At 65.7% G+C, this 20419-nt stretch carries 18 protein-coding genes and 1 tRNA gene; 11 read left to right on the forward strand and 8 right to left on the reverse strand.

Translation table 11 applies throughout. The features are described from left to right. Positions 1 to 20 precede the first annotated feature (20 nt). The 3 genes from QOL82_RS23220 to senB form a co-directional block, all read right to left on the reverse strand. Entirely contained in the window at positions 21 to 1709 is a 1689-nt protein-coding gene (locus QOL82_RS23220) for a phosphoethanolamine transferase (RefSeq protein ID WP_283444698.1), read from the reverse strand. A 120-nt stretch (positions 1710 to 1829) separates the two neighbouring features. Then, entirely contained in the window at positions 1830 to 2888 is a 1059-nt protein-coding gene (gene selD / locus QOL82_RS23225; protein ID WP_283444699.1) for a selenide, water dikinase SelD, read from the reverse strand. Further along, positions 2885 to 3859 carry a selenoneine biosynthesis selenosugar synthase SenB gene (gene senB / locus QOL82_RS23230; protein WP_283444700.1) on the reverse strand — a complete coding sequence of 325 codons (975 nt, stop codon included), beginning with the start codon at positions 3857 to 3859 and terminating at the stop codon, positions 2885 to 2887. Before senB ends, selD begins: the two co-directional genes overlap by 4 nt. Positions 3860 to 3880: 21 nt before the next feature. On the opposite strand from senB, the gene senA reads away from it, so the two are divergent. Then, on the forward strand, positions 3881 to 5068 hold the full coding sequence (gene senA / locus QOL82_RS23235; RefSeq protein ID WP_283444701.1) for a selenoneine synthase SenA: 1188 nt from the start codon (positions 3881 to 3883) through the stop codon (positions 5066 to 5068). A gap of 140 nt (positions 5069 to 5208) precedes the next feature. On the opposite strand, the gene QOL82_RS23240 is transcribed toward senA, so the two are convergent. Then, positions 5209 to 6606, reverse strand: coding sequence for a DEAD/DEAH box helicase (locus QOL82_RS23240; protein ID WP_283444702.1), 1398 nt, complete (start codon positions 6604 to 6606; stop codon positions 5209 to 5211). 328 nt (positions 6607 to 6934) lie between these two features. After that, a complete protein-coding gene (gene fabI, locus QOL82_RS23245) occupies positions 6935 to 7717 on the reverse strand; it encodes an enoyl-ACP reductase FabI (RefSeq protein ID WP_283444703.1) in 783 nt (260 codons plus the stop codon). A 202-nt stretch (positions 7718 to 7919) separates the two neighbouring features. On the opposite strand from fabI, the gene QOL82_RS23250 reads away from it, so the two are divergent. The 6 genes from QOL82_RS23250 to QOL82_RS23275 are packed head-to-tail and all read left to right on the forward strand — an operon-like array spanning position 7920 to position 14069. Then, positions 7920 to 9719 (forward strand): extracellular solute-binding protein, encoded by a 1800-nt coding sequence (locus tag QOL82_RS23250; RefSeq protein ID WP_283444704.1) that lies wholly within the window; start codon positions 7920 to 7922, stop codon positions 9717 to 9719. 10 nt (positions 9720 to 9729) lie between these two features. After that, positions 9730 to 10794 (forward strand): microcin C ABC transporter permease YejB, encoded by a 1065-nt coding sequence (locus QOL82_RS23255; RefSeq protein ID WP_283444705.1) that lies wholly within the window; start codon positions 9730 to 9732, stop codon positions 10792 to 10794. Positions 10795 to 10808: 14 nt separating this feature from the next. Beyond that, positions 10809 to 11840, forward strand: a complete 1032-nt coding sequence (locus QOL82_RS23260; protein WP_430438530.1) for an ABC transporter permease — start codon at positions 10809 to 10811, stop codon at positions 11838 to 11840. A gap of 25 nt (positions 11841 to 11865) precedes the next feature. Next, a complete protein-coding gene (locus QOL82_RS23265) occupies positions 11866 to 12132 on the forward strand; it encodes a DUF4160 domain-containing protein (RefSeq protein ID WP_283444707.1) in 267 nt (88 codons plus the stop codon). Positions 12133 to 12140: 8 nt separating this feature from the next. Then, the gene (locus QOL82_RS23270) at positions 12141 to 12452 is read left to right on the forward strand and encodes a DUF2442 domain-containing protein (protein WP_283444708.1); all 312 of its coding nucleotides are present in this window, start codon (positions 12141 to 12143) and stop codon (positions 12450 to 12452) included. A 12-nt stretch (positions 12453 to 12464) separates the two neighbouring features. After that, on the forward strand, positions 12465 to 14069 hold the full coding sequence (locus QOL82_RS23275; RefSeq protein WP_283444709.1) for an ABC transporter ATP-binding protein: 1605 nt from the start codon (positions 12465 to 12467) through the stop codon (positions 14067 to 14069). Positions 14070 to 14177: 108 nt separating this feature from the next. Here QOL82_RS23275 and QOL82_RS23280 read toward each other — a convergent pair whose 3' ends face one another. The 3 genes from QOL82_RS23280 to gloB form a co-directional block, all read right to left on the reverse strand. After that, positions 14178 to 15290 (reverse strand): NADH:flavin oxidoreductase/NADH oxidase, encoded by a 1113-nt coding sequence (locus QOL82_RS23280; RefSeq protein ID WP_283444710.1) that lies wholly within the window; start codon positions 15288 to 15290, stop codon positions 14178 to 14180. Positions 15291 to 15454: 164 nt separating this feature from the next. Beyond that, the gene (locus QOL82_RS23285; RefSeq protein ID WP_283444711.1) at positions 15455 to 16945 is read right to left on the reverse strand and encodes a transglycosylase SLT domain-containing protein; all 1491 of its coding nucleotides are present in this window, start codon (positions 16943 to 16945) and stop codon (positions 15455 to 15457) included. 155 nt (positions 16946 to 17100) lie between these two features. Beyond that, positions 17101 to 17895, reverse strand: coding sequence for a hydroxyacylglutathione hydrolase (gene gloB, locus QOL82_RS23290; protein WP_283444712.1), 795 nt, complete (start codon positions 17893 to 17895; stop codon positions 17101 to 17103). On the opposite strand from gloB, the gene QOL82_RS23295 reads away from it, so the two are divergent. The 4 genes from QOL82_RS23295 (at position 17894) to QOL82_RS23310 (ending at position 19948) form a co-directional block, all read left to right on the forward strand. Further along, positions 17894 to 18670, forward strand: coding sequence for a class I SAM-dependent methyltransferase (locus tag QOL82_RS23295; RefSeq protein WP_283444713.1), 777 nt, complete (start codon positions 17894 to 17896; stop codon positions 18668 to 18670). The genes gloB and QOL82_RS23295 overlap by 2 nt on opposite strands. After that, entirely contained in the window at positions 18663 to 19097 is a 435-nt protein-coding gene (gene rnhA, locus QOL82_RS23300) for a ribonuclease HI (protein WP_283444714.1), read from the forward strand. Before QOL82_RS23295 ends, rnhA begins: the two co-directional genes overlap by 8 nt. Before the next feature lie 27 nt (positions 19098 to 19124). Beyond that, positions 19125 to 19835 (forward strand): DNA polymerase III subunit epsilon, encoded by a 711-nt coding sequence (dnaQ, locus tag QOL82_RS23305; RefSeq protein WP_283444715.1) that lies wholly within the window; start codon positions 19125 to 19127, stop codon positions 19833 to 19835. Between the two features lie 38 nt (positions 19836 to 19873). Continuing rightward, positions 19874 to 19948: transfer RNA gene (locus tag QOL82_RS23310), tRNA-Val, on the forward strand. The last annotated feature ends 471 nt before the right edge of the window (positions 19949 to 20419 follow it).

Raw genomic sequence — 20419 nt, forward strand, 5'->3', positions numbered from 1 at the left:
CGCGGCTGCGCGCCTGGCCGTTAGCGAACCGCGAGGCAGGGCGGCTGCGCGCAGGCCGGCGTGGCGACCTGGTAGGGCCGGTCGCGGATCAGCCGCGGCTGCGGCCGGAACTGCGGGCTGAACACATCGTGTTCCGGCTGGTAATACGTGCTCGTCACCTTCATCAGCCCCAGCATGGTGTGGTCCAGGTAATCGGTCTGGTAGGGCCGCCCCTGCATCGCGCTGCGCAGGCCGGGACTCACGATGGCGCCGACCGGGCTTTCCCACAGCACCATCGGGATTTCATAGCCGCTGTTTTCCACGGGCGACTGGCCGGCGTGATTGCGGAAGTGGCCGACTTCCTGCCCGTGGTCGGACGAGTACAGCAGCGCGGCCGGCTTGCCCGCGGTCGCTGTGCTGGCGCGGCGGATGATTTCCGACAGCACGTAGTCGCCATACAGGATTGCGTTGTCGTATTCGTCGCGCTGCTCGCGTATCCAGAACGAGCGGCCGGCGGCTTTCAGCGCGGCCGCGACGCTGTCTTCCCTGTCGTCGAAGCGGGCGAACTGCTCCGGGTAGCGCATGTCGTAGGTCGGGTGCGCGCCGAGCAGGTGGACCACGATCAGCTTCTTCGGCGCCGGGTCGGCCAGCGCCGCATCCACGTGCGGCAGCAGCGCGCCGTCGAGGTTGTTCTCGCCGCGGCCCTCGCCGTTGTTAATGTAGCGCAGCAGGTCGGCCTGCTCGGCCACCAGCCCCAGCCAGCCGTCGTTGGCGGCCTGGTTCGACAGCCAGAAGGTCTTGTAGCCGGCCGCGCGCGCGAGCTGCAGCACGTCCGGCTTGATCTGCCATCCGTTCGGCTGCTGCAGGCTGGCCGGGGTCAGCATGTTCATCAGCGAGCCCATGGTCGCGGACGCGGACGACACCACGTCGCCCAGCACGGTCAGGTCGCCGCGCATCGCATCGAGCAGCGGCGTGGTCTCGCGGCCGTAGCCGTAGAGCGACATGTTGTTGCGGTTGGTGCTTTCGCCCAGCACCCATATCACCGTGCGCTGGTCCTCGCCGTGGTAGCGCACCGCCCATTCGGCAGGCTGGGAACGCTGCTCGGCAAGCTGCTGCCGCAGCGCCGTCATCTCACGCAGTTCCTGCATGTGCGCCTGGTAGCGCAGCGGCCAGAACAGCACCGGGTTTTCCTTGGCCATCGTCTTGTTGAAATGGATCGCCACCAGCAGCACCAGCATGACGCTGACGCCGATGCGGCTGGCGCGGGACGGCTGCAGCGGCTGCGGGCGGCGCTGCGCGTCCGGGCGCGCCTGGCGCCGTTTTTGCAGCAGCTTCTGCAGCCACAGCGCAGCCGCCATCGACAGCAGCAGGCTTGCCGCGCTGATGCCGATGCTGCGCCATTGCTGGCTGAAAAATTCCATGGTCTCGCCGGGATTCGTATTCAGCACGGCCTGCAGCACCATGCCCGGCCCCGGACGCATGCCGAAGTAGGCGCGCAGGAAGCCGCGCACCGCCGCATCGGCGAAAAACAGCAGCCAGGTCAGCCGGGCAATGCGGCCCAGCCAGGCCGGCGACCTGGTCCAGGTCGCAATGCTGCCGGCCAGGCCGTAAATGAAAAGCGCCATCAGCACCGCAAGCTTGGCGAACTCGTTGGCGCTGATCATGCCGCCGGCCCAGAACGCGGCCAGGCCGCCGGCGCCGATCAGGAAATGCGCGCTGATGGGCATCATGCCGCGGCCCCGGCCGGCAGGCGGCGTGACAGGAAGAACGGTGCGCCGCCGGCGGACGCCGGCGGCAAGCTCGGTGCAAACATAACGCTGGACCTTCAGGAAAAGAGAAAACCGGGCATGCTAGGCGACGCTGACGCCGGCTTTGCCGGGCGCCATCTCGCCGATGACGGCCGCAGACGCGAAGCCTTCCCGCGCAAACAGCGCCAGCACCTCGTCCACCGTATCCGGCGCGCAGGCCACCAGCAGGCCGCCCGAGGTTTGCGGGTCGGTCAGCAGCATCTGCTGCACCGGCGTGATTTGCGCGGCCAGGCTGACGTCATGCCCGTAGCCGGCCCAGTTGCGGCCGGACGCGCCGGTCACGCAGCCCTGTTCGGCCAGTTCCTGCACGCCCGGCAGCAGCGGGATGCTGCCCATGTCCAGCCGCGCCTCCAGCCCGGCGCCGCGGGCCAGTTCCAGCAGGTGGCCAAGCAGGCCGAAGCCGGTGACATCGGTCAGCGCATGGACGCCGGCCAGTTCCGACAGCGCCTTGCCCGGCTTGTTGAGCTTGGTCGTGTTCTCGATCATCGCCGCATAACCGGCATCGTCCAGCTTGCCTTTCTTCAGCGCCGCCGACAGCACGCCCACGCCCAGCGGCTTGCCGAGGATGAGCTTGTCGCCGGCGCGGGCGTCGGCATTGCGCTTGATCTTCGAGGGATGTATCAGTCCCATCACCACCAGGCCGTAAATCGGCTCGACCGAGTCGATGGTATGGCCGCCGGCGATCGGGATGCCGGCTTCCGCGCAGATCGACTCGCCGCCCTGGATGATCTTGCCGATGGTGTCCAGCGGCAGCTTGTCGATCGGCATGCCGACCAGCGCCAGCGCCATGATGGGCGTGCCGCCCATCGCATAGACGTCGGAGATCGCGTTGGTGGCGGCGATGCGGCCGAAGTCGTACGGGTCGTCGACGATGGGCATGAAGAAGTCGGTGGTCGCGATCAGCGCCTGTTCGTCATTGAGCTTGTAGACCGCGGCGTCGTCGGCGGTCTCGATGCCGACCAGCAATTGCGGCGGCACCGGGAAACCGCTGGATTTCTTCAGGATTTCGGCCAGCACGCCGGGCGCGATCTTGCAGCCGCAGCCGCCGCCGTGGGAGAAGGAAGTGAGTTTCAGCGGGATGTTGTCAGTTGGTGCATTCATGGTGTGGTCCTGTGTTGAGTGAGCGCATTATCCATCAAGCGCAGCACCGCCGCTCTTTCCCGTTCCGGCGCGAACAGCGGCAGGCGGGCGGCGCACTGGGCGCGCAGCCGCTGCTCGAAAGCCGGATCGGTCGCCGCGCGCTCGGCCAGGCGGGCCAGCGCGGCGGCGTCGCCGGCCGGGAAGTAGCCGGCATAGTCCGCGCCCAGCATGCCGCGGTTGCCCGATATGTCGCTGGCCAGCACCGGCACGCCGCTGGCCAGCGCCTCGGCGATCACGTTGGCGCCGCCTTCCATCAGCGACGGCACCGCCAGCAGCCGGCTGCCGCGCAGCAGCGCCCGGGCGGCGTCATGCGCCAGCGCGCCCAGCCAGCGGTAGGCGGGGCAGCGGGCCGCGGTGTCCTCCGCCTGCCGGCCCAGGCTGTCGTCGAGCGCGCCGCCGACCTGCGTGAAGCGCAGGCCGGGCGCGCGCGCCTGCATCGCAGCCCGCATGAAGGTCAATGGGTCCTTCTCGGCGCGCAGGTGGCCGACCATCATCACGTCGAACACGCCGTCCCCGGCAGGCAGCGGCGGCAGCGGCGGCGCCGACTGGTAGATCACCACGGTCTTCGGAAGCAGCGCCGCCGGCAGTTCGTCCAGGCCCGCGTCCTGCAGCACGACCAGCGTGTGCGCCAGCTGCAGCGAGCGGCGGGCGTCGTCGTCATGCCGGATGTCGCGGTACAGGTCGGTGCCGGTCAGCACCACCACCAGCGGCCGGCCGGTCTGCGCATAGGCCGCGATCGAGTCGGCCGAGCGGCGCGCATGCAGCGCGATGAGCGCATCCGGCGCCGGACTTGCGCGGTCCCACTGCTTCGTGATCCCGACATGGTATCGTGCGCCAAGGAACTGGCCCCAGCGGTACGCCGTCTGCCAGTTTCCATTGTTGGATGCGCTGGACGCCGGACTGGCGACGAGGATGCGCGGCTTGTTTAACATCGATACGCCCGTGGAAGCCTGATGACTTTTTCTTTTAGAACCGCCACCCCGAGGGAGCTGGCAGGTGCGCTGGAAAATGCACGCGATTATACGCTGGCATTGTTTTCCGCCTTTGCCGCCGCCGGCTATGACGAGCCGGTGCGGGTGCCGCCGCTGCCCACCGTCAACCCGCCGCTGTGGGAGCTCGGGCATATCGCCTGGTTCGCCGAGTGGTACATCCTGCGCGAAGCGAGTTCGAGCGCGCCCGACGCCGCCCACGGCCATTCGCTGCTGACCAAGGGCGACGACTGGTTCGACTCGAACACCATCCCGCATGCGGCGCGCTGGAGCCTGGGCCTGCCGCCGGCGGGGCAGATCAAGACCTATTGCCATGAGGTGCTGGACCGCGTGCTCGACAAGCTGGGCCGCGCCAGCGGCGACGATGCGGCCCTCTACCCGTACCGTCTGGCGCTGGCGCATGAGGACATGCATGGCGAGGCGTTCTTCTACACGCTGCAGACGCTGGGCGTCGAGCTGCCGCCCGGCCTCGATGCGCGTCCGCCGCGGCCCTGGGCCGAGGGCGAGATCCGCTTTCCGGGCGGCACGCTGACCATGGGCAGCGCCGACGGCCCGGGCTTCGTGTTCGACAACGAGCGGCTGGCGCACCCGGTCCATGTGCCGTCGTTCGTCATGGATTCGACGCTGGTCACGAACCAGCAGTATGCCGAGTTCGTCGCCGACGGCGGCTATGAAAAGCCGCAGTTCTGGAGCAGGGCGGGGCGTGAATGGCTGATGCGCCAGGAGCATTCGGCGCCGCGCGACTGGGTGCGCGACGGCCGGCGCTGGCATTGCGTGCGTTTCGGCCGGACCACGTCGCTGGCGCAGCATGAAGCGGTGCGCCATGTCTGCCTGTACGAGGCGCAGGCCTACTGCATGTGGGCAGAGCGCAGGCTGCCGACCGAAGCCGAATGGGAATATGCCGCGATGGCCGGCCATCCGGCATGGCACTGGGGCGACCTGTGGGAATGGACCTGCTCGCCGTTCGAGCCGTATCCCGGCTTCGAGCCGGACGCCTACCGCGAATATTCGGCGCCCTGGTTCGACACCCACCAGGCGGTGCGCGGCGCATCCTTTGCCACCCGCAACCGCCTGCGCTCGCCGCGGTTCCGCAATTTCTACCTGCCCGACCGTAACGACATCCTGGTCGGTTTCAGGACCTGCGCGCTGTAGGCGGGCGCGGCCCTGGCACTCCCGTGGAGCGCCGGTCGGCGCGCCGATGAAAAACGCCCCTGGAGCCGTGACGGCGCCAGGGGCGTTTTTTAATCCTGCGACTGGCGCGGCCTCAACGGGCTGCCGCGCCGCTGCGCCGATTAACGATCGGCAAAGGTGCGGCGTGCGCCGCCTTCTGCGCCACGCGGGCCTTTATTGAAGCTCGAACCCGTGCCGGCGCCGGCATCGCGGCGCGGTGCGCCCGGCTTGGAGAAGCTGCGCTGGCCGGGCTTGGCGCCACGGTTGTCGCCCGGCTTCCAGCCGGCCTTCTGCGGACGCGGCGCTGCGCTGCGCTTCGGCTCGAAACCCTCGATCACATCGACCGGGATGATCTGCTTGGTGAAGCGCTCGATCCGCTTCACGTTCATGCCTTCGGCATGGTTCACCAGCGAGATCGCCAGGCCATTGCGGCCGGCGCGGCCGGTGCGGCCGATACGGTGCACATAGTCTTCCGGAAACTTCGGCAGGTCGTAGTTGAACACGTGCGTGATGGTCGGCACGTCGATGCCGCGGGCAGCGACGTCGGTTGCCACGAGCACGCGGACCTGGCCGCGGCGCACGCTGTCGAGCGTGCGGTTGCGGGCGCCCTGGTGCATGTCGCCATGCAGCGCGGCGGCGGCGAAGCCGGCGATGTTGAGGCGGTCGGCAATGGTGTCGGCGTCGCGCTTGGTGGCGGTGAACACCACGGCCTGGTCCATCGTCTCGTCGCGCAGCAGGTGGTCGAGCAGGCGATTCTTGTGCGACAGGTCGTCGACGAAGTGCACGCGCTGCTGGATGTTTTCATGCTTGCTGGCCGAGCCGGCGATCTGGATCACGGCCGGGTCGCGGGTGATGCGCTTGGCCATGTTGCCGACGACGCCGTCGAGCGTGGCCGAGAACAGCATGGTCTGGCGATTTTCCGGCGTGGCGGCAACGATCTTCTCGATGTCCTCGATGAAACCCATGTCCAGCATGCGGTCGGCTTCGTCCAGCACCAGGATTTCCAGTTGCGAGAAGTCGATCTTGCCGGAGTCCATGTGGTCGATCAGGCGGCCTGGCGTGGCAACCAGGATTTCCGGGTTCTTCGCCAGCAGTTGCATCTGTTTCGGGTAAGGCATGCCGCCGAGGATGGACACGGCGCGGATGCGGCGCATGAACGAGCCATACTTGTCGGTCGCGGTGGTGACTTGCAGCGCGAGTTCGCGGGTCGGGGTCAGCACCAGCATTTTCGGCTGGGCGGCCTTGAAGCGCGGACGCTCGCCACGGGCGCGGGCGGACTGGGAATTCTGGTTGGGCGTGCGGCCTTCTTCAGCGACAGGCTCGGCGGACGCAAATTTGTGCAGCGCCGGCAGCATGAATGCCGCGGTCTTGCCGGAGCCGGTCTGGGACGAGACCAGCAGGTCGCGGCCAGCCAGTGCAGCAGGGATCGCCTGCTCTTGAACGCCTGTCGGCTTGGTATAGCCGGATTCGGTCAACGCTTTTAGTACGGACGCGTGCAGGCCAAGTTCTTCAAAAGTCATTAGTTTCTTTCGTAAATCGTAAATCAGCGCGGCACGCTGGCAACGGGGCCATCACAGTGCTGGGCGCGAAGACGCATCGCCAACCAACGAAACAGCTAAGAAAACTCAGAGAGATTTCGGCACAAAAGCTTTGCGCCGGGACGGTGTCAGTCAGTATCGACACCAGAAGGCGGGAGGGCTTTATCGTTAATGCTAAGGGTTCGCGGTGCTGCGGAAGTGCGTTTTTATTGCATCGCACAAACCACATTGTAACTGCCAGGACAGTGGTTTGTCCACCCTATATCTTCAAACCTTTGCTGGCGGAAGCAGAGGCTTCCGCCAATACCGCTTAATCGGCCATACCGCCAACCACATGCGAGAAACCGCCGTCGACATAGGTGATTTCCCCGGTAATGCCGCCTGCCAGGTCCGACAGCAGGAACGCCGCGGTGTTGCCGACGTCCTCGATGGTCACATTGCGGCGCAGCGGCGCGTGTGCCTTGACGAAGTTGAGGATCTTGCTGAAGTCCTTGATGCCGCTGGCGGCCAGCGTCTTGATCGGGCCGGCGGAAATACCGTTGACCCGCACGCCTTTCTGGCCCAGCGACTCGGCCAAGTAACGCACGCTGGCTTCCAGCGAAGCCTTGGCCAGGCCCATGGTGTTGTAGTTGGGCAGCGCGCGCATCGAGCCGAGATAGGTCAGGGTGAGCAGCGCCGACTGCTGGCTCAGCATGGGCGCGGCGGCCTTGGCCATTGCCGGGAAGCTGTAGGCGGAAATGTCGTGGGCGATGCGGAAGTTTTCGCGGGTCATGCCGTCCAGGAAGTCGCCGGCGATGGCCTCGCGCGGCGCAAAGCCGATTGCGTGGACCAGGCCGTCGATCTGGCTCCAGGACTTGCCGAGGTCGGCGAACAGGGCTTCGATCTGCTCGTCGCTGCCGACGTCGCAATCGAACACCAGGTCGGTGCCGAATTCCTTCGCGAAGTCGGTGATGCGGTCCTTGAAGCGCTCGCCGACATAGGTAAACGCCAGTTCCGCGCCTTCCCGCTTGCAGGCCTGGGCAATGCCGTAGGCGATGGACCGGTTCGACAGCAGGCCGGTGATCAGGATTTTTTTGCCTTGCAGGAAAGCCATGGGAACTCCAGGGAAGGTTGGCGACAGCCGGCGAAGCCGGTTTTGAATCGGCAAGATTGTAGGGGCTTGGGGCGGGGAGGGCAACCGTGGGGCTGCAATGCCGGCAATCGCTCTCGACGGCGCAATTCCTTTGGGTACAATAAGCCCGGCGCCGGCCAGCGATGCGGGCAGGCAAGGTCTAACCTGGAGCAGACAACGAGGCATGGCGAAATTACTGGCAACTCTCCTCCTGGCCACGGCTGCCGCCGCCAGCAACAGCGCGCTGGCCGCGCATGCATTCGCGCTCTACGATACGCCCAAGTACCCGGCCGGCTTCCAGCATTTCGACTATGTCAACCCGGCCGCGCCCAAGGGCGGCGAGCTCTACCTGGCCAATCCCGACCGCCGCACCAGCTTCGACAAGTTCAACCCGTTTTCGCTCAAGGGCGTGGCCGCCGCCGGCGTCTCCAACCTGATGTTCGAGACGTTGGCCGTCAGTTCGTCCGACGAGACCGCGACCATGTACGGCCTGCTGGCCGAGGACATGGAGCTGGCGCCGGACCGGATGGCGATGACCTTCCGCATCAACCCGAAGGCCCGCTTCAACAATGGCGACCCGGTGCTGGCGGCCGACGTCAAGCATTCGTTCGACAGCCTGATGGCCAAGGGCGCGCCGCAGTTCAAGTCGCTGTTCGCCGATGTGAAGCAATGCGTCGTGGTCGACCCGCAGACGGTGCGCTTCGAGTTCAAGGCGCTGAACCGGGAGCTGCCGCTGATCGTCGGCGGCATGCCGGTGTTCTCGCGCAAGTGGGGCGCCAACACCAGCTTCGACAAGATACAGCTGGAGGCGCCGATCGCCAGCGGCCCCTACCTGATCGAGCGCTATGACGTCGGCCGCTCCATCGTCTACAAGCGCAACCCGGCCTATTGGGGCGACGAGGTGCCGGCCAGGCGCGGCATGTTCAACTTCGGCCGCATCTTCTACCGCTTCTACAAGGACGACGTCGCGCGGCTGGAGGCGTTCAAGGCCGGCGAATTCGACGTGGTGGTCGAGTACAGCGCGAAGAACTGGGCGCGCAGCTACAACGGCCCGAAGTTCCGCAGCGGCGAGATCGTCAAGCGCGAGCTGACGCATTCGAACGGCGCCGGCATGCAGGGTTTCGTCATGAACCTGCGGCGCGCGCAGTTCCAGGACATCCGCGTGCGGCAGGCACTGGGCCTGGCGCTGGACTTCGAATGGATGAACCGGCAGCTGTTCTATGGCCAGTACAAGCGCATCCATTCCTTCTTCAACAACAGCGAGCTGGGCGCGCGCGGCATGCCGTCGGACGACGAGCTGAAGCTGCTGGAGCCGCTGCGCGGCAAGCTCGACCCGGCGGTGTTCGGCGAAGCGCCGGTGCCGCCGTCGACCGATGCGCCGTCGTCGCTGCGGGCCAACCTGATGCAGGCGCGCGAGCTGCTGAAGCAGGCCGGGTGGGAGTACCGGGACGGCGCGCTGCGCAATGCGAAGGGCGAGCCGCTGCAGTTCGAGATCATGGACGACCAGTCGGCGCTGTCGCGCGTCATCAGCGTCTACGTGCGCAACCTGCAGAAGCTGGGCGTGCAGGTCAACCAGCGCACCGCCGACTTCGCGCTGCTGCAGAAGCGCATGGAGGAATTCGACTTCGACATGACCACCAACCGCTTCCCGGACGTGACCAGTCCCGGCAACGAGATGTACGACGTGTTCGCATCGAAGGCGGCCGACGAGAAGGGCTCCAGCAATTACTGGGGCCTGAAGGACCCGGCGGTCGACAAGCTGGTCGACGCGCTGGTCGGCGCCAATACCCGGCGCGAGCTGGTGGCGGCGGCGCGCGCGCTGGACCGGGTGCTGATGCACAAGTACATCGTGGTGCCGCACTGGTACTCGGCCACGCACCGGGTGGCTTACCGCAACCGTTTCGGCATCCCGGCCACCGCGCCGCTGTACTACCAGGCCGACCCCTATGTGATCTCAACCTGGTGGCAGCAGAAGCCCCGATGAAAGGACAGCCATGAATCTCTGGGCCTATATCGCCAAGCGGGTGCTGCTGATGCTGCCCACGCTGCTGGGCGTGGTCGCCATCACGTTCGCGGTGGTGCAGTTCGTGCCGGGCGGACCGGTCGAGCAGGCGCTGATGGAGCTGAAGAAGGGCGCGGCAACCGGCGGCAGCGAGGCCAGCGGCGGGGGCGCGTCGCAGTACCGCGGCAGGCAGGGCATCGACGCCGAGCGGGTCAAGGAAATCCAGGCGCTGTACGGCTTCGACAAGCCGCCTCTCGAACGTTTCTGGCAGATGCTGAAAGGCTTTGCCCGCTTCGACCTGGGCCAGAGCTTCTATCATCACAAGGACGTGTGGGAGCTGGTGAAGTCCAAGCTGCCGGTATCGATTTCGCTCGGGCTATGGACCTTTTTCCTGACCTATTTCATCTCGGTGCCGCTGGGCGTGGCCAAGGCGGTGCGCGAAGGCAGCCGCTTCGATGTCGTCACCAGCATGCTGGTGCTGGTCGGCTACTCGATCCCCGGCTTCGTGCTGGGCGTGCTGCTGCTGGTGCTGTTCGGCGGCGGCAGCTTCGTGCAGTGGTTCCCGCTGCGCGGGCTGACCTCGGACAACTGGGAAACCCTGTCGTGGGGCGGCAAGGTGCTCGACTACCTTTGGCATATCGCGATGCCGGTGACAGCCTCGGTGGCCGGCGCGTTCGCGGTGATGACCATGCTGACCAAGAACACCTTCCTCGAAGAGATCCGCAAGCAGTACGTGCTGACCGCGCGCGCCAAGGGCCTGTCCGAGCGCACCGTGCTCTACAAGCACGTGTTCCGCAATGCGCTCATCCCGCTGGTGACGGGCTTCCCGGCGGCCTTCATCGGCGCGTTCTTCGCCGGCAGCCTGCTGATCGAAACCCTGTTCTCGCTCGACGGGCTGGGCCTGCTGTCCTATGAGTCGGTGGTGCGGCGCGACTATCCGGTGGTGATGGGGACGCTCTACCTGTTCACGCTGATCGGGCTGGTGGTGAAGCTGCTGGGCGACCTCTGCTATGTCTGGGCCGACCCGCGGGTCCAGTTTGAAAGCCTGGCGCGATGACGGCCGCGAACATTATGGCCACGCCTTCCGTTTCCCCCGGCCGCCGCATCTGGCTGCGCTTCCGCCAGAACCGGCGCGGCTACTGGAGCCTTGTTATTTTCATCGTCCTGTTCGGGATGAGCCTTGGCGCCGAACTGCTGTCGAACGACAAGCCCCTTGTGGCCCGGTATAACGGCAAGATCCTGTTCCCGATCGCGCAGACCTATTCGGAAAAATCCTTCGGCGGCGACTTCGACTCGCCGGCCGACTTCCTCGACCCGTTCATCCAGGACCAGTTCAGGAAGGATGGCAACTGGGCAGTCTATCCGCCCAACCATTACCGCTACGACACGCTGAATTATTTCGCCAAGGCGCCCAATCCCGCGCCGCCGTCTAGCGAGAACTGGCTGGGCACCGACGACCGCGGCCGCGACGTGGTGGCCCGGCTGCTGTACGGCTTCCGGGTGTCCATCCTGTTCGGCATCGCGCTGACCATCACCGGCGTGCTGCTGGGCATGCTGACCGGCGCGGTGCAGGGTTACTTCGCCGGCCGCACCGACCTGCTGTTCCAGCGCTTCATGGAGATATGGAGCTCGATGCCGGAGCTGTACCTGCTGATCATCTTCGCTTCCATCTTCGACCCCAGCATCCTGTTGCTGCTGTTGCTGCTGTCGCTGTTCGGCTGGATGGGCCTGTCCGACTATGTGCGCGCCGATTTCCTGCGCAACCGCAACCTCGAATACGTGCAGGCGGCACGCGCAATGGGCCTGTCGAACGGGCAGATCATCTGGCGCCATGTGCTGCCCAACAGCCTCACGCCGGTGGTCACCTTCCTGCCGTTCCGCATGAGCGGCGCGATCCTCGCGCTGACCAGCCTGGATTTCCTGGGCCTGGGCGTGCCGCCATCCACGCCCAGCCTCGGCGAACTGCTGGCGCAGGGCAAGAACAACCTCGACGCCTGGTGGATCGCGCTGTCGACCTTCATGGTGCTGACCGTCACGCTGCTGCTGCTGACCAATATCGGCGACGCGCTGCGCAATTCGCTGGATGTGCGGAGGAAGTCTTGAACCCTGGTGGAAACGGAGCCTGATCGTGCCTATCATCTCGATGTTTTACGGGATCATCATTCGTCTCTACCTGCTTGATAACAGGCATCACTCGCTGCCGCATGTCCACGCCAAAAATACGGAATTCGAAGCGTCCGTCCCGATTGCTGACGGTGAAATACTTGCAGGCGACCTGCCGCGCAAGCAGTTGCGCCTGGTGCAGGCCTGGATTGAATTGCGCCGCGACGAGTTGACGGCAGACTGGGACCTGGCTGTCAGCGGCGAGAACCCCTATAAAATTGCTCCTTTGTGAGGCTTGCCATGTATTGGGATGTCAGGGTTGTAAAGCCGCTTTCGGATTACCGCATCTACGTCGAAATCGAGGACGGCCGGAAAGGCGTGTTCGATATGAAGCCCTATCTCGACCATGGCGTTTTCCGCGAACTGCGGAAAACGCATTACTTCAATCAGGTGGGCATCTTGTTCGGCGCCGTCACCTGGCCGAACGAGCAGGATATTGCGCCGGAGACCCTGATCGCCGAAATGCTTCCGCCGGATTCACCGGCAGTGCGCTGTGCAAAGGGGCAGGCGAGCGGCAGTCATTCATCGCCTCCTTCAAATCAAGCGCAATAGCTGAAAAAGCGTATGAGTCTACTCAATATCGAGCACCTGAGCGTGGCCTTCGGCGATGCGACCGTCGTCGACGACGTCAGCTTTTCCATCGCGCCCGGCGAGAAGTTCGCGCTGGTCGGCGAGTCCGGTTCGGGCAAGACCGTGACCGCGCTGTCGGTGCTGCGGCTGAACCAGGACGCCGGCTACCGGGGCCGCATCCTGTTCGATGGCGACGACATCCTGGCGAAGTCCGAGCCGGCGCTGCGCCGGCTGCGCGGCAAGGACGCGGCGATGATCTTCCAGGAGCCAATGACGGCGCTGAACCCGCTGTTCACGGTCGGCAACCAGATCGCCGAGGTGCTGATGCTGCACGAGGGGCTGAGCGGCAAGGCGGCGGCGCTGCGCACCGTGCAGCTGCTGGAAAAGACCGGCATCCCCGAGCCGGCGCGGCGCGCGCTGGCGTACCCGCACCAGTTGTCCGGCGGCCAGCGCCAGCGCGCGATGATCGCGATGGCGCTGGCCTGCAAGCCGCGCCTGCTGATCGCCGACGAGCCGACCACCGCGCTCGACGTGACGATACAGGTGCAGATCCTGGAACTGCTGAACCAGCTGCAGCGCGAGGAAAACATGGCGGTGCTGATGATCAGCCATGACCTCAACCTTGTCCGGCATTTCGCCGACCGCGTCGGCGTGATGGAGAAGGGCCGGCTGATCGAGACCGCTCCGGTGCCCGAACTGTTCGCAAACCCGCGCGAGGCATACACCCGCAAGCTGCTGGCCAGCCACCCGCAGCGCATGGTCAACCTGGTCGACGCCGGCGGCGCGCCGCTGCTGCAGGCGCAGAACGTGCGCTGCACCTTCGACATCAGGGAAGGCTGGTTCAGGAAGCGCAGCTTCGTCGCGGTGGACGACGTGAACCTCGCGCTGCGCCCGGGCGAAACCGTGGGCATCGTCGGCGAGTCGGGTTCCGGCAAGTCCACGCTGGGCATGGCGCTGCTGCGGCTGTCGGTCGCGCGGGTGTCCGGCGCAATCCACTTTCGCGGGCAGCCGATCAGCGAGATGTCCAGCGGCGCGCTGCGGCCCCTGCGGTCGCAGATGCAGGTCGTGTTCCAGGACCCGTTCGCGTCGCTGTCGCCGCGCCGGACCATTGAACAGATCGTCGGCGAAGGGCTGGCGCTGCACCAGCCGCAGCTGACGGCGCAGCAGCTGCGCCAGGCCGTGGCCGCGGGGCTGGAGGAAGTCGGGCTGTCGGGTGCGATGCTGCAGCGCTACCCGCACGAGTTTTCCGGCGGGCAGCGGCAGCGCATCGCCATCGCCAGGGTGCTGGTGCTCAAGCCAGCGCTGGTGCTGCTGGACGAGCCGACCTCGTCGCTCGACGTGTCGGTGCAGATGCAGGTGCTGCAGCTGCTGGCCGAACTGCAGCGCAGGTACGGCATCGCCTACCTGTTCATCAGCCATGATTTGGCCGTCATCCGCGCGATGGCGCACCGGGTGCTGGTGATGAAGGATGGGCGCATGGTGGAGCAGGGCGGCGTGGACGACGTGCTGTCGGCGCCGAAGGAGGCGTATACCCAGCGGCTGCTGGCGGCGTCGACCTACAGCGTGGCCGGGGTCGACATGCAGGCGGCGGCGCAATGAGCCAGCAGGCGCGGGCCGTATCGGCCGCACGGGCCGGAAGGCATTGCGCCGGGGTCTGACCAGGCGCGGCCTGCAAGCTTGAAAAGCCGCAGGCGGCGGCCTGCAGGGTTAACGCTGCCCGGTCGTTGTCGCGCCGAACAGCTGCCTGTACTGCGATGGCTGCGAGCGCCAGTACTGCTGCGGCGCTTCGACCGAGCCGCCCAGCGCGGCGGCCGCATGCCATGCCCAGCGGGGGTCGTACAGGATGCCGCGCGCCAGCGCCACCATGTCGGCCTGGCCGCTGGCGACGATGGACTCGGCCTGCGCAGGGTCGGTGATCATGCCGACCGCGATCGTCGGCAGCCCGGTGTCATGCCGGATGCGGGCGGCGAAGTTCACCTGGTAGCCGGGACCGACCGGAATCTTTTGCAGCGGCGATACGCCGCCGCTGGATACATGGATGAAGTCCGCGCCGCGCGCCTTCAGCGCCTGCGCGAACGCGGTGCTCTGCTCGATTTCCCAGCCGCCCTCGACCCAGTCGGTCGCCGAGATGCGCACGCCGACCGCCATCGACGCCGGCACCGCCGCGCGCACCGCATCGTAGACCTCGAGCGGGAAACGCATCCTGTTTTCCAGCGAGCCGCCGTAACGGTCTTCCCGCAGGTTGGACAGCGGCGACAGGAACTGGTGCAGCAGGTAGCCGTGCGCCGCATGGATCTCGATGCCGTCCAGGCCGAGCCGGTGCGCGCGCCGGGCGCTCTCGGCGAATGCGGCGACGACGCGCTGGAGGCCGGCATCGTCCAGTGCGTCCGGCGTCGGCTCGTCGGGCGCGTGCGGGATCGCCGATGGCGCGACCGTCTGCCAGCCGCCCTGCTCGGGCGCGATCATCTTGCCGCCTTCCCATGGCGCAGCGCTGGACGCCTTGCGGCCCGCGTGGCCGAGCTGTACGACCAGCGGGATCGTCGAATGGCGACGGATCGCGCGGACCACCGCCTGCAGCGCGCCCTCGTTCTGGTCGGACCAGAGTCCCAGGTCGCCCGGCGTGATCCGGCCCACCGGCTCGACGGCGGTCGCCTCGATGAACAGCACGCCGGCGCCGGACAGCGCCAGGTGCCCCAGGTGGATCATGTGCCAGTCGGTGGCGTCGCCGTTTTCGGCGGAGTACTGGCACATCGGCGCAATGGCGATGCGGTTTCTTGCGGTCAGCGGACCGAGGGAATACGGGGTAAACAATTGGCTCATCGTGCGGCTCCGGTGAAAGGCGGGTAGGGGGTCAGGCAGAACATGTCAGTAGACTGGAGCGTTGCGGCAGCGGTTCGGTTCCCGCCGACACGCGGCGCGGCCGGATCGGCGGACGAAAAAACGGCAGGCCTCGGCCTGCCGTCATGGGCTGCGGAACGCGTTTTCTAGCGCAGGCCGCGCTGCGTGCCCGCCATCACGGTCTTGGGCGCGTTGCGGACCACCTTGGTCGACACGACCGGCGTCGTGCGCCGTATGTCATGCCGGCCGCGCGGCGATTCCGCGCGGGTGACGCGGATGTGGGTCGGCACGTGCAGCGCCAGGCTCTGGCCGCGCGACAGCGTCTCGCGCGACAGCTTGTTCCAGGACTTCAGGTCGTCGACCGATACGCCGTTGCGGGCGGCAATGGACGCCAGCGTGTCGTTCCTGCCGACCTTGACCGCGATGCGGCGGGTCGGCGGACGGTCCGGCTCCATCGCCAGCGTTGCGCTTTCGGCCACTTCCTGCGCGATGTCCCTTTCCTGCTCTTCGGGACGCGGCACCAGGATGGTCGAGCCGGCCTTCAGCACCATGCGCGGCGGGATATTGTTGACTTCGCGAATGATTTCCGGCGTCGTGCGGAAGCGTGCGGCAATGGTTTCAATGCGTTCGCGGGCGGTGGTCACCTTGTGCGCGGTCCACGACGACAGCGCCTGCGTCCACTTGCCGAGGTTGGACTTGAATTTCTCGGCATTGCTCTTGGGCAGCAGGATCTGTGTATCCGCGCCGCCGACGATGACCGGCTTGTTGAATTGCGGGTTCAGCGCCTTGAATTCCTCCATCGGCAGTTCCGCCAGTTTGGCCGCGACCTGGACGTCGATGTCGCGGGTCTTGCGGATCGTGACGAAATAGGGCTGGTTCTCGACCTTGGGCAGCACTATGCCGTATTCGGCCGGGGTGGCGATGATGTTTTTCACCGCCTGCAGCTTGGGCACGTAGTTGCGGGTCTCGGCCGGCATGTAGGCCGACAGGCTGTTGAAGTCGGTCGGCTGGCCGGCGGCGTTCGCCTTCGCGATCGCGCGCTGGACCGAGCCTTCGCCCCAGTTGTACGCGGCCAGCGCCAGCTGCCAGTCGCCGAACATGCCGTACAGCTTTTCAAGGTAGTTCAGCGCGGCGTCGGTCGACGCCAGCACATCGCGCCGCTCATCCTGGAACATGTTCTGTTTCAGGTTGAAGTCGCGGCCGGTTGCGGCCATGAACTGCCACATGCCGGCAGCCTTTGCCGTCGACAGCGCCTGCGGGTTGAAGGCCGATTCGATGAAGGGCAGCAGCGCCAGCTCGGTCGGCATGTTGCGCTTCTCCAGTTCCTGGACGACGTGGAACAGGTAGCGCGACGCGCGGGTGGTCGTGCGGTCGATATAGTCGGGGCGGGCGCTGTACCAGGTGGTCTGCGTCGTCACCAGCGGATTGTCGAGGTCGGGGATCGCAAAACCCTTGCGGATGCGGGCCCAGACGTCCACTTCCTCGATGGACATGATCTGCATCAGCGGATCGTTCGGGTCCAGAGGCTGGCTGGCAAGGTAGGAAAAGATGGAAATGTCATTTGCATGTGCTGCAAACGGGGCGCTGAGCGAAAGAAGCGCAGCGCAAACGGCGGTCTTGATCGAAGGTCGATGCATGGGTCACTTTTTCTTGTTAACCAGCCGCCGGGGCTGGAGTCACACTGGATGCCGAAGCATGGTGAAAGCGGCGCTGCTGGCCGCCGGACATCCAGTCGCCGCCATGCAGGGCGAATCGGACATCCTGGAGATACGTGCTCGGCGCTGAAAAATTGCTAGCGGTAAGCGTTTTTCCATTCGCGCAAGGCTGCGAACGCTGGAATCGCTTCCCTTGTTGCCAGACGGCCAACACTTGTCAGCCGGTCCATAATTGCGGGCTCAGTGTAACGCAAAAATGGGTTGGTGGATTTCTCAAGGCCGATGAAAGTTGGCACAGTGGCCTGATTTTGTTCACGTTTTTTTTGCTCGACGCCAATTCTTGTCAATAACGCCATGTTTTCCGGCTCGACTTCGAGCGCGAATTTCAGATTTGACAAGGTATATTCATGCGCGCAATACACGGCGGTATGGTCCGGAAGCGATGTCAGTTTTGCAAGGGATTCCACCATCTGCGCCGGCGTGCCTTCGAACAGCCTGCCGCAGCCGCCGGCGAACAGCGTGTCGCCGCAGAACAGCCAGCCGGCGTCGGCGGCGACATAGGCAATATGGTCCAGCGTGTGGCCGGGAACCTCGAGCACCGACAGCGCCAGCCCGAGTCCCGGCACCGTGAGCCGGTCGCCTTCGCGCAATGGATGCGTGATGCCGCGTATTGCAGGATTATGGGGGCCATATACCGGCACCTCGTATTGCGCCAGCAGGCCGGGCACGCCGCCGACATGGTCAGCATGGTGATGGGTGAGTAGAATGGCTGTCAGCGTCAGCTTCCGTTCGCGCAGCACGTCCAGCACCGGGCCGGCGTCGCCGGGGTCGACGATTGCGGCATTGACACCGTTATGGATCAACCACAGATAGTTGTCCGCAAACGCGGGAATAGCCAATACACTCAGGGGCTTGGATAGCGACATACGCATGAACCGTCCGATAAGCGAAAAACCGATTATAGCGCTCGGGCCGTGGCTGACCAGTCCGGCCGGCAGCTACGTGCGCCGCTGGGAAGAGGCGCAGCTGGGCCTGTTGACGGCGGACATATTCGGCTTCAACGCGGTGCAGATCGGCCTGCCGGAAATCGACGGGCTGGCGGCCAGCCGGATGCCGCACCGCTGGATTGCCCACACCGCGATCCCGCCGGAGGACAAGCTGCAGGCGATCGTCGTGCACGATTTCTGCGAGCTGCCGTTCGCGACCCAGAGCCTGGACCTGGTCGTGCTGCCCCACGTGCTGGAGTTTGCGCACGAGCCGCACCAGATACTGCGCGAGGTCGAGCGGGTGCTGATCCCGGAAGGGCAGATCATCGTCACCGGCTTCAACCCGGCCAGCCTCTGGGGCGCGCGCCAGGCGGCCACGCGGCTGGTCTCGCGCCCCTTCCTGCCGCAGAGCGGCGAACTGATCAGCGTGCCGCGGCTCAAGGACTGGCTCAAGCTGCTCAATATGGAAGTGCATCCTGGCCATTTCGGCTGCTACGCGCCGCCGTGCGATACCGAGCGCTGGCTGCAGCGCTTCGATTTCCTGGAGCAGGCCGGGGTCCGGTGGTGGCCATTTCTGGGCGGCGTCTATATAGTGCAGGCCATCAAGCGGGTCAAGGGCATGCGCCTGATCGGACCCGCATGGAACCGTAAAAAGGCGACGGCGCGCCAGGGCGTGCCAGCCACGAACAAGCATATCAACCAGAAAAACGAACATGGATAAGGTAGAAATCTTTACCGACGGCGCCTGCAAGGGCAATCCCGGCCCCGGCGGCTGGGGCGCCTGGCTCAGGAACGGCGAACACGAGAAGGAAATCTGCGGCGGCGAGCCCAACACCACGAACAACCGGATGGAGCTGATGGCCGTGATCGAGGCGCTGTCGACGCTGACCCGGCCGTGCGACGTGGTGCTGCATACCGACAGCCAGTATGTGCAGAAGGGCATCAGCGAGTGGATACACGGCTGGAAGAAGCGCGGCTGGAAGACCGCCGCGAAGGAACCGGTCAAGAACGCCGACCTGTGGCAGGCGCTGGACGCGGCGCAGGCCCGGCACCAGGTCGAATGGCGCTGGGTCCGCGGCCACAACGGCCACGCCGGCAACGAACGCGCCGACCAGCTCGCCAACCGCGGCTGCGCGTCGGTGATGTGAAACCAATCTTATGAATGAACAAACCTGATGCGCCAGATCGTCCTCGACACTGAAACCACCGGCCTGAACCCGCGCACCGGCGACCGGGTCATCGAAATCGGCTGCGTCGAAATGGTCAACCGGCGGCTGACCGGCAGCAACCTGCATTTCTATATCAACCCGGGGCGCGATTCGGAAGAGGGCGCGCTCGCCGTCCACGGCCTGACCACCGAGTTCCTGAGCGACAAGCCGAAATTCGCCGAGATCTCGGCCGAACTGCTCGACTATATTTTAGACGCGGAAATCATCATCCATAACGCGCCGTTCGACGTCGGCTTCCTCGATGTCGAATTCAACCGGCTCGGCCTGCCGCCTTTCCAGAAACACGTCGCCGGCGTGATCGACACGCTGGTGCAGGCCAAGAGCCTTTACCCCGGCAAGCGCAATTCCCTCGACGCCCTGTGCGACCGTTACGGCATCTCGAATGCGCACCGGGTCCTGCACGGCGCGCTGCTCGACGCCGAACTGCTGGCGGAAGTCTACCTGGCGATGACGCGCGGCCAGAACAGCCTGACGATCGACCTCCACGTCGAGGATCACGCAGACCACGGCGACGACAGCCTGCTCAGGGTCGCGCTCGCGGATGTGATCGTGGTGCGGGCGGGCGCGGACGAGTTGGAAGCGCACGAGCTGGTGCTCAACAGCCTCGATAAGGAAGTGCGCGGCACCTGCGTCTGGCGGGCGCAGCCGGCCGTTTGATTTCGTCAGCGCATCTGTGCGATAATTCGCGCCGACCCGGGAGGTTAGCTCAGGGGTAGAGCGATCGCCTCACACGCGATAGGTCGCTGGTTCGAAACCAGCACTTCCCACCAAGAATGCAAAAGCCGGCTGTCCATATGGACAGCCGGCTTTTTTGTGTCCGGGACGAGCCGGGTAGCGGTTGGCGCCGCGCAGCGACAGTTGCCGTTGCCGTTGCCCGCGCAGCGACCGTTGCGGTTGCGGTTGCGGTTGCTGTTGCCGTTGCCGTTGCCCGCGCAGCGACCGTTGCCGTTGCCGTTGCGGTTGCTGTTGCCGTTGCGGTTGCTGTTGCCCGCGCAGCGACCGTTGCAGTTGCCGTTGCGGTTGCAGTTGCAGTTGCAATAGCAGTTGCCGTTGCAGTTGCCTTTGAAGTGGCCGTTGCCGTTGCAGTGAATCCCCGTTAGATGGCGACGCGTCGCCAGTGCCTGAAACGGATAAAGAAGCGTCCGCTGTCTGAGCGAAGCGAGTTTCGGACGCTTCCCGTTTCAGGTGCTGGCGGCGCGTGCAGTCCGCGCAGCGGACCGCCATCGTAGGGGTCGCCTTTT

It is taken from the genome of Noviherbaspirillum suwonense (genome assembly GCF_900182955.1).
In the GTDB taxonomy this organism is placed as follows: Bacteria; Pseudomonadota; Gammaproteobacteria; order Burkholderiales; family Burkholderiaceae_D; genus Noviherbaspirillum_A; species Noviherbaspirillum_A suwonense.